This window comes from Rhizobium sp. LEGMi-198b (genome assembly GCF_054114205.1).
In genome coordinates, this window is sequence record NZ_JBSYVH010000002.1 from 251,062 (window position 1) to 263,151 (window position 12,090).

Here is a 12,090-nt window from a genome sequence, read left to right on the forward strand (position 1 = left end):
GGCGGGACGACACTCAATTGACGCGATGTACCTCGTACGCCTCGCCGTTCAGATTGTTGATCTGCATGACCCGGCCATCCGGAGCAGGCCGCAGCAGATCGATCATCTTCGAATTGGTCCAGTTCATAGCAGCGGATCCGTCCGCCATGGGGAACCAGGTCGCGACAGCCTGCCCGCCGACGCGGACGGTGAAATCGTTCAGGAACGTCACCTGCTGACCCGTATTGGTCGCCCAGGTGCCCACTATGCGACCGAGATTCGGAAACTGGTCCGGGGCCTGCTTCAGGTTGGTGATCACGCAAACCAGACGATCGGGACGGGATGGCCGCGTCACCACGGCGGCAAGCTCGTAGGCCGGGTCGATGCTTTTAAACAGGCCAAGCCATTGTCCGGGATGGAGAACCGCGCAATGGCTGTGTCCGTCATCGTAGCAGGCGATAACGTGATAGTTGATTCGCGCACTGCCGTGCATCTTGCGCAGGAGCTGCGGCAGCACACGCGGCTCGAAATGTTCAAGAACGTCGGCCGAGCAGCAGACATCACCCTGCGGGAGATTGTCGACGAGGACATTCGTCGTCCGGAACATGACGTTGGCCGGAAGTTCTCCCATCTGCGCTGATCGAGCCCAATCGAGCCCGATGACAGTCTCTACGCGGCGCGCGATCTCGTGCAGGAACCGGCCATTGCCGCAACCAACCTCTACGACCACTCTCGGAGATGCCATGTTGATGATATCGCAGTGATCGACCAGCCAGTTGTTTTCCTGATAGCCTTTGGCGGTGTCATGCAGGCGCTGATAGTCGTTTGCCGTGGTGTTCCGGTGGGCGACGGCGGGATCCAACCCCGATGCGTAGCCGCTGCGCAGCAATTCGGCATCGATGGCAGCCTCGGCGAGCGGATTCCCACGCATTTTCACGGCAAGCTCCGCATAGCGTATGAATGCTTCGCGCGAGGTGTTGCCGACGACCATTTCGCCGATACTTGCCGCAAGGGCAGCCTGATGCAGGGTGATAGCCGCCTGGGTTGCCGCTTCCAGCATGACATCGGCATCCGCCGCATGTCCGGCCGGGCGGACAGCTTCATTCTTTTCGGCGGCTAGACGGTCGGCAAGCTCGACGGCCTGGCGGGCGATTCTCTGCACATTGGCGAGTTCCGCCTGAGACTTGGTGAACATGCGCCTGAAGTCTTCGACCTGGCCGTATGCCCGGAAGAGCTCCTTGCGATCGTCGTGCGGCATGATTCCGGCCGGGCGGGAAATCTTCGAAAGCGCGTGGTCCACGCGCTGCTCGATGGTGGAGATATCGTAGATCGAGAAGCAGCAGTGATCGAGATAATATGCGAGAAACCTCGCCGCGCGACCATCATCGGCGGGCAAGACGGCTGAGAATGCCTTGTGAAGCTCATCGAGAGACGAGACCGCGGTCGTTGCCAGCTCATATTCGCTCGCCGCGAAAGAAAAGACCGGCTTTCCGTAAAGGAGCGCTTCCATGCCGACGCCCGAATTGGCGACGATAACGGAATTGCAGCCTTCGAGATGGCGGTGAATCGAGGCGTTGGAGACAATAACGTTCCTGAACTTCCGACGCAGATCGTCCAGCGTTTGCCCGATGACAATGCTCTCGCAAAGAGGGTGACGCTTCACGACCAGCAAGGTGTCGGTCTGATCCGCCAGCTCCGCCGCGCGATAAAGGACCTCAAGCGTATTCAGCCGGCAGAATTCCGCGACCGGGTCATCCACCTTCTGCAACGGAAAATAGACATAGGGACGAGAGACGTCGAAACTTTCCGAGGACTGATTGTATTTGGACAAATTGCGTTTGCGCAGCTCGTCGCGCAACGCTCCGATACGCTGACGCGCGGCATGGGTGTCCATGCGGTCGATTGCGGGGGCATGATTCTGCGGAAAGCGAGCAAGCGAACTCCAGCCCGAGAAACCGTTGGCATCGAAGGAATACCATCCGGCAATAGGCGTCTCCTTGATGCGCCATACATTCGGCTCGTCGCCCACCGAATGGTACGAAAGCACGATGCCGCCCTCGGGTGCATTGCGTGGCATGTGGTGGACGCCACCCATGACAAGCGACATGTTCACCGAAACCGGACGCTGCGCAAGAACGGAACACAGGCGCACGAACATCCAGCGATGGCGGTCTCCGTCCTGGGCGATTGGAAACCATGTCACTGGAACTTCGAGATCGACGGCGATGCGCCCCTGACCTGCGGCAGCCGATCCTTCCGGCGCTCCCAGAGGCATCAGTTGTTCGCCGGACACAGCGAGATTCCAGCCCGAGTTGATTTGCATAAGAAGTCCTTCCTTGACCCCACCCACTGCGCACAGGATTCCAGCCATGGCTTGCGTCAGGCTGTCTGAGAGATGTCGTGGTTGGATCGATGCCCCCGTGCGGCACGGCTTAAGGGGGTCAAGGGCGGACAAGGACAGCCCCACGAAAGCAATCTCTCCTATCCAACGGCGAAGCTTGCGCTCCGAATCGCGCCGATGCCCCTGGAGAAGTCGATGTCCTCTATTGAATCCCCCGTCCTTTCGATCTGCGTTCCGACCTACAATCGGCAGTTCATGCTTGAGCGCAATGTAAGCTTCCACCTGGAGGCCTTTCGCCGGCTCGGCATTCCCTTCGAGATCGTGATCGTCGACGACTGCTCCACCGACAATACCGCTGCCTATGTGCAATCCATCTCGCATCATCCGGAAATCAACGCCTACCGGCGCGCAAGCAATGCCGGTTTTCTCAGCAATTATGCCTTCGCTATGCAGCGCGCCCGCGGCCAGTACGCGGTTTTCCTTGGCGACGATGACCTGCTCATTCCGGAAAAGGTCGTCGAATATATCCGCTTGATGACGGACGACCAGCGGATCGGCGTGGTGCAGGCGCCGTGGATGCTCGTCGACGGCCGGCCGGGTGGCGGAGACATGCAACCCTTTTATCACCTGCCCTACCCGACGCGTCACGCGAAGGGCGATTTCCATTCGATGCTGGAATTCATTCTGGAGCGGCACGTCTTCCCAGAGTTCATGATCATCAGGCGCGATGTTCTGGCCAAGGCCATCTCCAGCCCGACGCCTTTCATCTTCTGGGCATTTCTCTATACGACCCGCGCGCTCGACAAGGCCGACATCCTCTTCATGCCGGAACCCTTCGCGCGCGTGACGGCAGTTTCCGATGACCCGCGCCTGCAGCAGGGCAACAAGGAATGCATGTTCCAATGGGATAGCTATAGGGGCGGCCTGGAATATCTTGCCTCGCAAGCCCTTCGCGACGGCCGGCTTCCCGCCGAGTACCGGACGTCCCTGATGCAGCGCATCACGCAATTCATGCTACAGCGTCAGGCGGTTGCGATGCGCCTGCATGTCAACGCGCAAAATTGGGTCGAGGCTTACATCATGTATCATCGCATGGCGGCCTATCACCCCGCGCCGCTGCCGCCGGAATCCTACGATCAGATCCGCAAGCTCGCCGGCATCGCGACCGCCGCAACGGAAGCAATCGCATTCAATGGCGAACCAGTGATTGTCGAGCCGATCGTCGACGACACGACGATCAATCTTCTGCCGCCATCGATCCGGGAACGCTTAAGCCGGGAAGCTCCGCAACTCGATAGGTCCGACAAGCCAAGGGCTTTCCTTCGCTTCACCCAGAACTTTCCGGCCAATCCCGGTCCCAAGGATGGGTTGTTCGATATCCTCACCTATATCGAACAGTTCGTTTGAGGCTTCCTCAGTCCGGCAGCAACGCCGTGACCGCGATAATCGGGCCGAGCGGGAATAATTCGTCCCGTCTCTGCCATTCCGGTATATCGAGGCTGGAGATGCTGCCGTCGAGGAAGAGAGCATTGGCGCAGCCGAGATCATCACGGAACAAGGTCGCGAAATCGTGGAAGCGGACGGCGCCGTCGGACACGGCGAAGATCACCTTGCCGTCCGCCGAAACGCCGACGCCGTTGCGTGTCTTGAAACTGGTGCTGTCTGCCAGGAACGACGGATGCAGCTTGCCGTCGATCACGAGCATCGGGCCGGATTGCGTTGCGTAGAACGGCTTGATGCCGGAAGCCACGAAGGCCTTGCTCTCCATGATGCCGGCATGGCCCGGCTGAATGTAGAACACGCCGTTCGGCAGCAGATGAAAATTGCCCCATCCCTTGTTGACGTTGATCGCTCTCTGCTGCCTACCTTCTTCGATATAGAGGCCCACCGGCGACTGATCGTCCCGGTACATGCCGCCATTCATGGCAAATCGAACATAAATGCGGTCCTGGCGCAGATCGTCTTCCAGCGCCCGGAACGAACCATAGGGCTTGCCGCTACGGTCGTTCTGATAGAGCCGGATGCCGTCGATTGAAGGATCGAAGGTGCAGACCGTGTAGCTGTCGCCGAGATGCAGGACCTTGCGGCAGGCCTCATCGGCAAAAGCCGTGGTGGCGCAGGCGAGCAGGGCAAGGGCTATCAGCAATCGGATCAAGCGCACAACTCCGCAGCGAATTTCTCAAACATTAGAGCGCAACGGAAATGCGGCAAAAGAAGGAAATTGCTCGTCTTTTTAGGGCTTAAGTGCCGCCATGTGAAAGGCGCGCTGCGCCTGCGAATAGCGGTAGGCCGAGCCCACCGGACAGGCATTGCGCGCCAGGCAACCACCTGCCATGCAGCCGGTTTTCCCTGTGTCCGTGCGGAGATGCGACCGACAGGCCGCAACATCGAAGCCGGTGGACGCAACGGCGTCGACGGGACAGGCGGTCAGGCACGGCTTTTCGGCACAATGGTCGCAGGGATGCGTAACGGCCATCCCTGCCCCTTCAATCACAGCGGCAAACCCGAGCGCACCGCGATAGCCGTGCCATAGGCCATAGTCCGGATGGATCAGGATGCCGAGCGGCGATGCCTTCAAGCCCTCCGCCTGCATTGCCCATCGCTGAAAGGGCTGCCACGGCGGATCGGAGGGGAAATAGGCTGTCGCCTCGAATGCTGCGGCGATAGGCCGTATGACTGCCTTCGACCACTCGTCCAGCGGATCGTTGCGGTCGGCACTTTCGGACGATTGCCGCCACCGGGAAAACGGCTCCCAGATCGAGCCGCCGATATTGCCGAGCAGGATCACGCTCCGTGCCGGCATCCCATCGGCTAGTAGCGGCCCCTCACCTTCGCCGAAGGTAACCGTCCCGCGAACAAAAACTCCGTGCGGAGCAAGCGCCGCACGGAGTTCATCAACCATGACGGAGCCGCCGCTCATCGCGGCCCCTTATATTGATAGTGCGGCCGCCAGACCTCTTTCTGAATCAGATCGGCGACGCGTACCGCGCCGCCTTGCTCCCTGGCGGCCTCGGGCTCTCTTCAGGTGAAAGCGTCCGGCATCGAATCCTTACGCTTCTGGATGTAGGCCAGCAGCGCCTCATCGATCGCAGGATCCAGCGGCGGTGCTTCGTAGTGGTCGAGCCAGGAGCGGCAAAGCGCATTGGCACGTTCCTCGACGCGCTTCTGGCCCTCAATTTCCCACTGCTCGAAGGAGTTATTGTCAGCCAGTGCCGAACGGTAGAAGGCCGTCTGGAAATTGGCCTGCGTATGGCCGCAGCCGAGATAGTGGCTGCCGGGACCGACTTCGCGGATCGCATCCAGCGCCTGGCCATTTTCCGAAAGATCGACGCCCTCGGCCATTTTCTGCATCATGCCGAGCTGGTCCTGGTCGATCATGAACTTCTCGTAGGACGAGACGAGGCCGCCTTCGAGCCAGCCGGCGGCATGCAGCACGAAATTCGTGCCGGCAAGCAGCGTCATGTTCAGCGTGTTGGCCGATTCATGCGCCGCCTGCGCATCCGGCACCTTGGAGGCGCAGAGCGAACCGCCGGTACGGAACGGCAGGCCGAGACGGCGGGCAAGCTGGGCCGAACCGTAGGAAACCAGCGATGGTTCCGGCGTGCCGAAGGTCGGCGCGCCCGACTGCATGGAGATGGACGCAGCGAAGGTGCCGTAGAGCACCGGCGATCCCTTACGGATCAACTGCGTGAAGGAAGCGCCGGCCAGAACTTCGGCCAGGATCTGCGTCAGCGTGCCGGCAACCGTCACCGGGCTCATCGCTCCGGAGAGGATGAAGGGCGAAACGACAGAAGCCTGGTTGTGCCGTGCATAGACCTTCAATGCGCCGAGCATGGTCTCGTCGAACACCATCGGCGAGTTGGCGTTGATCAGGTTCAGCGTGACGCAATTGTTTTCGACGAAATCATCGCCGAAGACGATCTTCGCCATGGCGACCGTGTCTTCGGCGCGTTCCGGCGCGGTGACCGAGCCCATGAACGGCTTATCGGAATATTTGATATGGCTGTAGACCATATCGAGATGGCGCTTGTTGACGGGAATGTCGACCGGCTCGCAGACCGTGCCGCCCGACGAATGGATCGACGGCGCCATATAGGCGAGCTTCACGAAATTGCGGAAATCCTCGATCGTCGCGTAACGGCGATTGCCTTCGAGATCGCGGACGAAGGGCGGTCCGTAGACCGGCGCGAAAATCGTCCCCTTGCCGCCGACATGGGCGTTGCGGGCGCTGTTGCGCGCGTTCCAGGTGAACTCCTTCGGCGCGGTCTTCAAGAGTTCGCGGCAAAGCCCCTTGGGGAAATGGACCCGCTGCCCCTTGACGTCGGCGCCGGCTTCCTTCCAGAGCGCCAACGCTTCCGCATCGTCGCGAAACTCAATGCCGATTTCCTCGAGCACCTTATCGGCATTGCGCTCGATAAGCTGCAGGCCCTCTTCGTCCAATACTTCGTAGACGCCGATCTTGCGGGTAATATATGGAAGCGACGGACCTGGCCCGCCGCCGCTGCGCGATGCGCGCCGCGCGGCCGCACCTCTTCCCTCGCCGCGCGAACGCCGTCCGCCACCATCGCCGCCTGCGGCCGGTTGCTCAATCATATCGTCCATGATGCTTCCTCACTCTTGCGCATGAATGCGTCTGTACATTGCCCCATGCTACCCGATTCCGTCGCACGGACATTCCTTTATGCGCCAGCGACTAGCATAGGACAGACATGGGTGGGGCGAAATTGCTTCATGTCCATCCGTCGCGATTTATCTGCACTACGTCGCTTTCGAAAAGGGTTTTGTTAGGCTTCGGGTCTATCGGTAATGATAGCAGTGTTTTATACAAACCCCTGATGCATCGCACGAAAACGGGATGGAGCGCATGTCTGACGATGAAATCATTCTCGCGGAACTTTCGGACGAGGAACTCGTGCAGCAGATGCACGATGACCTCTATGACGGACTGAAGGAGGAAATCGAGGAAGCGACCAATATCCTCCTCGAACGTGGCTGGACGCCTTACGATATCCTGACCCAGGCGCTTGTCGAAGGCATGCGCATCGTCGGCATCGACTTTCGCGATGGCATTCTCTTCGTTCCCGAAGTGCTGCTTTCCGCCAATGCGATGAAGGCCGGCATGTCGATCCTGCGGCCGCTTCTGGCCGAGACCGGTGCGCCGAAGCTCGGCAAGATGGTGATCGGCACCGTCAAGGGCGACATTCACGACATCGGCAAGAACCTCGTCGGCATGATGATGGAAGGCGCTGGTTTCGATGTCATCGACCTCGGCATCAACAATCCGGTCGAAAACTATCTCGACGCCATCGAGCGTGAACAGCCCGATATTCTCGGCATGTCGGCGCTGCTGACGACGACGATGCCCTACATGAAGGTTGTCATCGACACGCTCAAGGAAAAGGGCATGCGGGACGATTACGTGGTCCTCGTCGGCGGTGCGCCGTTGAACGAAGAGTTCGGCAAGGCTGTCGGTGCCGATGCCTACTGCCGTGACGCGGCCGTCGCGGTCGAAACCGCCAAGGACTTTATGAAGCGCAAGCACAACAGCCACGCTGCCAGCGCCTAATCACGAATGCTAAGGCGGCGGCATCCACAGGGTTGCCGCCGGCCGATCGGCACACCAAATCAGTTATTGAGCCGCCTTCTTGACCTTATGGCCGGCATCCTGGGTCGCGTTGACGGCGTTGGCGGTATCTCTGCCCATGCCGCGAATTGTGTTGGCGCATGAAGCGAGCGCCATGAGGATCGCGCAGGCGGCGGCGATTTTGGTCAGTGTCGGTGTAGTCATGATCGGAAGCCCTTTCGGAAATGGATATTGATCGACAAAAGGCGGAGACAACGACTCCGCGAGATAAACGCACAATCGCTCAAAAGGTTCATGTGATCGCGTGCGGTGCAATCGCGCGCGAAATATTGGCGATCGCCAGAATTAATAGCCTCGATCATATCGACCTGCACTGTCTTCCCGCCATCTATCACTCCTATCCACAGAAGATCGCACCCGCGCTTAAAGACGCGATTGCGGATGCCCGCTCGCGCGGCTTCGAGAAGATTTTCATCGGCTATGCCGATTGCGGCACGGGTGGCGATATCGACAGGATCTGCGAGCGCGAAGGTATCGAGCGCCTCTCCGGCCCGCACTGCTATTCCTTCTTCAGCGGCAACGACGCTTTTGCCGTTCGCGATGACGACATCACCTCGTTTTTCCTTACCGATTTTCTGGCCCGCCAGTTCGAAGCCTTCGTCATAGTGCCGCTCGGTCTCGACCGCCATCCGGAGCTGAAGGAAATGTATTTCGGCAATTACCGGAAGGTCGTCTATCTCTCGCAGGAAGAGGATCCGGCGCTGCAGGAAAAGGCGAAGGCGGCGGCAGCCTATCTCGGCCTCGACTACGAATACCGCTTCACCGGCTATGGCGACCTCGCCCGCGAATTGCTGGCGGTCTGATTACGACATTGTTTTCCGCCTCCCCACTTGCGGCGGCCCCGGGACGCGCTCATGCTGAAAGCTTCAAATCCCACCGAAAAACAAGACGATGTCACCTAGAGGTGACTAGAGGTTGCGGTTGCGAAGACGGTTTCGACACCGCGTCGTTTTTTGGCATGGGCCGCGTCGCCGCAAGCGCAGTCCCCAGACCGGCGGACGTGCATTCTTGTACAAAGAGGAGAATTTTGCATGGCAGATCGCATTGTCGTCTACTGGCGGGACATTCCCGCCCAGGTCATCATCAAGAAAGGACGGCAAACGGCGAAGCGCGAATTGTCACTGCGCTTCACTGAAGCGATCGACATGTGCGCCATGCGCACCGGCGCTGCCGAGACCGACGATTATCTGGCCGAATGGCGCAAGGCCGATCCCGTGCCGGTTTCCGACGATCTGGAGGCAGAGGCCAACAGCGCCGCAAGCGAACTCGAAGCCGCCTATGATCGTGAGCGCCTGGTGGCATTGGTGAAGGCCGGAGGCCGTGACAATGGCTGATGCTGTCCAGAAACCCGGCAATGCCGCAGCGGGTGCGAAGGCAGCCAGCGGCGCCTATACGCCATCAGGTGTTTCGCCGAACCGCCGCGCCCGTCGCAAATACACCGTCCGTCTCTGGGCCGTGCGTCATTCGCGCTTCCTCGAGTGGTTTTATCATCGCTTCGCCGACGCCTTCCTCCTGCTGCATCCGCTCTGGAAGGCGATCGGCTATGGGCGCGTCGAACGGCCGATCACCGTGATCGAGCGCAATGTGAAAGGTTTTCTCTTCGATTGCCGCATGTGCGGCCAATGCGCATTGTCGTCGACCGGCATGTCCTGTCCGATGAACTGTCCGAAGCAGTTGCGCAACGGACCTTGTGGCGGCGTGCGCGCCAATGGCAATTGCGAAGTCGAGCCCGACATGCCCTGCGTCTGGGTGCAGGCCTGGAACGGCTCGCGCAACATGGTCAATGGGGACGCGATCTTGAATGTGCAGAAGCCGGTGAACCAGTCGCTGCGCGAAACATCCTCGTGGCTGCGCGTGACGGCGGAAGCTGCGGCAGCGCGCGAAGCGACGAAGAAGGAAGCCTGATCGATGGCGCATATTGATGAAAATCCGCTTGGCGCGCATCTGCCGCTCGATCCCCTGCCCGGCCATTCCTCGCTTGGGCGACTGGAGCGCGTGTTGCGTCGCGGCGAGTTCGCCGTCACGGCAGAGCTGAACCCGCCCGACAGCGCCAACCCCGAAGACGTCTACGAACGCGCCTCGATCTTCGATGGCTGGGTGGACGGGATCAACGCGGTCGATGCCTCCGGCGCCAATTGCCACATGTCCTCGGTCGGCATCTGCGCGCTGCTGACGCGCATGGGCTATGCGCCGATCATGCAGATCGCCTGCCGCGACAAGAACCGCATCGCCATTCAAGGCGACGTGCTGGGCGCTGCCGCCATGGGCGTCTGCAACATCATGTGCCTGACCGGCGACGGCGTGCAGGCCGGCGACCAGCCGGGCGCCAAACCGGTTTTCGATCTCGACTGCATGTCGCTGCTCGAAACCGTGCGCATCATGCGCGACAACGCCAAGTTCCTCTCAGGCCGTAAGCTGACGTCTCCGCCGAAAGTCTTTCTCGGCGCAGCTATCAATCCCTTTGCGCCGCCCTACGACTTTCGGCCCTATCGCCTGGCGAAGAAAATCGAGGCCGGCGCGCAGTTCGTCCAAAGCCAGTATTGCTACGACGTGCCGATGTTCCGCGACTATATGAACAAGGTCAGGGATCTCGGTCTGGATGAGAAATGCTTCATCCTCGTCGGTGTCGGACCACTGGCCTCCGCCAAAACCGCGCGTTGGATGCGCTCGAACGTGCCGGGCGTGCATATTCCGGACGCCGTGATCAAGCGCCTCGAAGGTGCTCAGGATCAGAAGAAGGAAGGCAAGCAGCTCTGCATCGACATCATCAATGAGGTGAAGGAGATTGCGGGCGTTTCCGGCATCCACGTCATGGCCTATCGCCAGGAAGAATATGTCGCCGAGATGGTGCATGAATCAGGCGTCCTGAAAGGTCGCCAGCCTTGGAAGCACGAGGCAAGCCGCACCGATGACCTCGTCGCCGAGCGGCTGGAGCATATCCGCGGCGGCATGGAGGAGAACCAGCAGCAAATGGCCGAAGCCGCCGCCCATCATCCGCCGCACCAGACGCATTGAACGAGAATATTCGCAACAGGCCCGCGGAGGAGCCGGCCTGGCTTGTAACCGAAATCATCGCACGATAGACCACCTCTATCGGGCCAACTGACCAAAGGATCAGACATGACGCGCACCATCGTTGCTTCAGCCACTCGCGAAATCATCATCGGTTTCGACCAACCCTTTTGCGTGATTGGCGAACGCATCAACCCGACGGGGCGCAAAAAGCTGGCCGCCGAGATGATCGAGGGCAATTTCGATACGGTCATCAAGGACGCGCTGGAACAGGTAGCCGCTGGCGCGACCATGCTCGACGTCAACGCCGGCGTCACTTCGGTCAATCCGAACGAGACCGAGCCGGGCCTGCTGGTGCAGACGCTGGAAATCGTTCAGGGCCTCGTCGACGTGCCGCTGTCGATCGATAGCTCGGTGACGGCCGCTATCGAAGCGGCGCTGAAAGTCGCCAAGGGCCGGCCGCTGGTCAACTCCGTGACCGGCGAGGAGGAAAAGCTTGAAGCCATCCTGCCGCTGGTGAAAAAGTACGACGTGCCCGTCGTCGCCATTTCCAATGACGAGACCGGCATTTCCATGGACCCCGATGTTCGCTTCGCCGTCGCCAAGAAGATCGTCGAACGCGCCATGGATCACGGCATCAAGCCGCATGACATCGTCGTCGATCCGCTCGTCATGCCGATCGGTGCGCTGGGCGACGCCGGCCGTCAGGTCTTCGCGCTGCTACACCGCCTGCGCAACGAGCTGAAGGTCAACACCACCTGCGGCCTCTCCAACATTTCCTTCGGCCTGCCGCACCGCCATGGCATCAACGCCGGCTTCATCCCGATGGTGATCGGTGCTGGCATGACCTCGGCGATCATGAACCCGTGCCGCCCGCAGGAAATGGAAGCCGTGCGCGCCGCCAACGTGCTGAACGGCACCGACGCGAATTGCACCAACTGGATCATGACCTATCGCGACTATAAGCCGGCAGAGGGTGGCGCGGCAGCAGCCGCCACGGCGGCGCCGGCAGCGGGCGGCGGTCGGCGTGGTGGACGCGCGGCCCGCGCTGGGGCAAGCGCAGCGAGGGAATAACGATGTATCCGAGCAGCCGGCTTTCCAACGATCTTGCGAC

The 12,090-nt window shown here is 60.4% G+C and carries 12 protein-coding genes; 7 read left to right on the forward strand and 5 right to left on the reverse strand.

Annotation, left to right across the window (positions count from 1 at the left end; all coding sequences use genetic code 11):
- Window positions 1-13 precede the first annotated feature (13 nt).
- Window positions 14-2,302, reverse strand: a complete 2,289-nt coding sequence (locus tag ACXHXG_RS07910) for a capsular polysaccharide export protein, LipB/KpsS family (RefSeq protein WP_158704460.1) — start codon at window positions 2,300-2,302, stop codon at window positions 14-16.
- A 213-nt stretch (window positions 2,303-2,515) separates the two neighbouring features.
- Between ACXHXG_RS07910 and ACXHXG_RS07915 the strand changes: the two genes are divergently transcribed.
- On the forward strand, window positions 2,516-3,727 hold the full coding sequence (locus tag ACXHXG_RS07915) for a glycosyltransferase family 2 protein (RefSeq protein WP_457898959.1): 1,212 nt from the start codon (window positions 2,516-2,518) through the stop codon (window positions 3,725-3,727).
- Between the two features lie 7 nt (window positions 3,728-3,734).
- Here ACXHXG_RS07915 and ACXHXG_RS07920 read toward each other — a convergent pair whose 3' ends face one another.
- From ACXHXG_RS07920 to ACXHXG_RS07930, 3 genes are all read right to left on the reverse strand, one after another.
- A complete protein-coding gene (locus ACXHXG_RS07920) occupies window positions 3,735-4,475 on the reverse strand; it encodes a phosphodiester glycosidase family protein (RefSeq protein WP_457898960.1) in 741 nt (246 codons plus the stop codon).
- A gap of 78 nt (window positions 4,476-4,553) precedes the next feature.
- A complete protein-coding gene (locus ACXHXG_RS07925) occupies window positions 4,554-5,222 on the reverse strand; it encodes a ferredoxin (protein WP_457898961.1) in 669 nt (222 codons plus the stop codon).
- Between the two features lie 119 nt (window positions 5,223-5,341).
- Complete coding sequence (locus tag ACXHXG_RS07930; RefSeq protein ID WP_104823396.1) at window positions 5,342-6,922, reverse strand: trimethylamine methyltransferase family protein; 1,581 nt, start codon at window positions 6,920-6,922, stop codon at window positions 5,342-5,344.
- A 262-nt stretch (window positions 6,923-7,184) separates the two neighbouring features.
- On the opposite strand from ACXHXG_RS07930, the gene ACXHXG_RS07935 reads away from it, so the two are divergent.
- Window positions 7,185-7,886 (forward strand): corrinoid protein, encoded by a 702-nt coding sequence (locus tag ACXHXG_RS07935; protein ID WP_104825124.1) that lies wholly within the window; start codon window positions 7,185-7,187, stop codon window positions 7,884-7,886.
- A gap of 63 nt (window positions 7,887-7,949) precedes the next feature.
- On the opposite strand, the gene ACXHXG_RS07940 is transcribed toward ACXHXG_RS07935, so the two are convergent.
- The gene (locus ACXHXG_RS07940) at window positions 7,950-8,108 is read right to left on the reverse strand and encodes an entericidin domain-containing protein (RefSeq protein ID WP_283050846.1); all 159 of its coding nucleotides are present in this window, start codon (window positions 8,106-8,108) and stop codon (window positions 7,950-7,952) included.
- Window positions 8,109-8,128: 20 nt separating this feature from the next.
- Here ACXHXG_RS07940 and ACXHXG_RS07945 point away from each other — a divergent pair, with 20 nt between their 5' ends.
- From ACXHXG_RS07945 to ACXHXG_RS07965, 5 genes are all read left to right on the forward strand, one after another.
- Window positions 8,129-8,767 carry a DUF1638 domain-containing protein gene (locus ACXHXG_RS07945; RefSeq protein ID WP_457898962.1) on the forward strand — a complete coding sequence of 213 codons (639 nt, stop codon included), beginning with the start codon at window positions 8,129-8,131 and terminating at the stop codon, window positions 8,765-8,767.
- A gap of 228 nt (window positions 8,768-8,995) precedes the next feature.
- The gene (locus tag ACXHXG_RS07950; RefSeq protein ID WP_457898963.1) at window positions 8,996-9,298 is read left to right on the forward strand and encodes a virulence factor; all 303 of its coding nucleotides are present in this window, start codon (window positions 8,996-8,998) and stop codon (window positions 9,296-9,298) included.
- On the forward strand, window positions 9,291-9,869 hold the full coding sequence (locus tag ACXHXG_RS07955) for a methylenetetrahydrofolate reductase C-terminal domain-containing protein (protein ID WP_104823400.1): 579 nt from the start codon (window positions 9,291-9,293) through the stop codon (window positions 9,867-9,869). The genes ACXHXG_RS07950 and ACXHXG_RS07955 overlap by 8 nt, the downstream gene beginning before the upstream one ends.
- Before the next feature lie 3 nt (window positions 9,870-9,872).
- Window positions 9,873-10,979, forward strand: a complete 1,107-nt coding sequence (locus tag ACXHXG_RS07960) for a methylenetetrahydrofolate reductase (protein WP_283050849.1) — start codon at window positions 9,873-9,875, stop codon at window positions 10,977-10,979.
- 105 nt (window positions 10,980-11,084) lie between these two features.
- Entirely contained in the window at window positions 11,085-12,050 is a 966-nt protein-coding gene (locus ACXHXG_RS07965; RefSeq protein ID WP_104823402.1) for a methyltetrahydrofolate cobalamin methyltransferase, read from the forward strand.
- Window positions 12,051-12,090: the final 40 nt, after the last annotated feature.

Bases quoted from the DNA above. Each gene is read 5' to 3' on its own strand.
- ACXHXG_RS07965 (WP_104823402.1), top strand. From the start codon at position 11,085: ATGACGCGCACCATCGTTGCTTCAGCCACTCGCGAAATCATCATCGGT.
- ACXHXG_RS07940 (WP_283050846.1), bottom strand. From the start codon at position 8,108: ATGACTACACCGACACTGACCAAAATCGCCGCCGCCTGCGCGATCCTC.
- ACXHXG_RS07960 (WP_283050849.1), top strand. From the start codon at position 9,873: ATGGCGCATATTGATGAAAATCCGCTTGGCGCGCATCTGCCGCTCGAT.
- ACXHXG_RS07935 (WP_104825124.1), top strand. From the start codon at position 7,185: ATGTCTGACGATGAAATCATTCTCGCGGAACTTTCGGACGAGGAACTC.
- ACXHXG_RS07955 (WP_104823400.1), top strand. From the start codon at position 9,291: ATGGCTGATGCTGTCCAGAAACCCGGCAATGCCGCAGCGGGTGCGAAG.
- ACXHXG_RS07925 (WP_457898961.1), bottom strand. From the start codon at position 5,222: ATGGTTGATGAACTCCGTGCGGCGCTTGCTCCGCACGGAGTTTTTGTT.
- ACXHXG_RS07915 (WP_457898959.1), top strand. From the start codon at position 2,516: ATGTCCTCTATTGAATCCCCCGTCCTTTCGATCTGCGTTCCGACCTAC.
- ACXHXG_RS07950 (WP_457898963.1), top strand. From the start codon at position 8,996: ATGGCAGATCGCATTGTCGTCTACTGGCGGGACATTCCCGCCCAGGTC.
- ACXHXG_RS07945 (WP_457898962.1), top strand. From the start codon at position 8,129: ATGGATATTGATCGACAAAAGGCGGAGACAACGACTCCGCGAGATAAA.
- ACXHXG_RS07930 (WP_104823396.1), bottom strand. From the start codon at position 6,922: ATGGACGATATGATTGAGCAACCGGCCGCAGGCGGCGATGGTGGCGGA.
- ACXHXG_RS07910 (WP_158704460.1), bottom strand. From the start codon at position 2,302: ATGCAAATCAACTCGGGCTGGAATCTCGCTGTGTCCGGCGAACAACTG.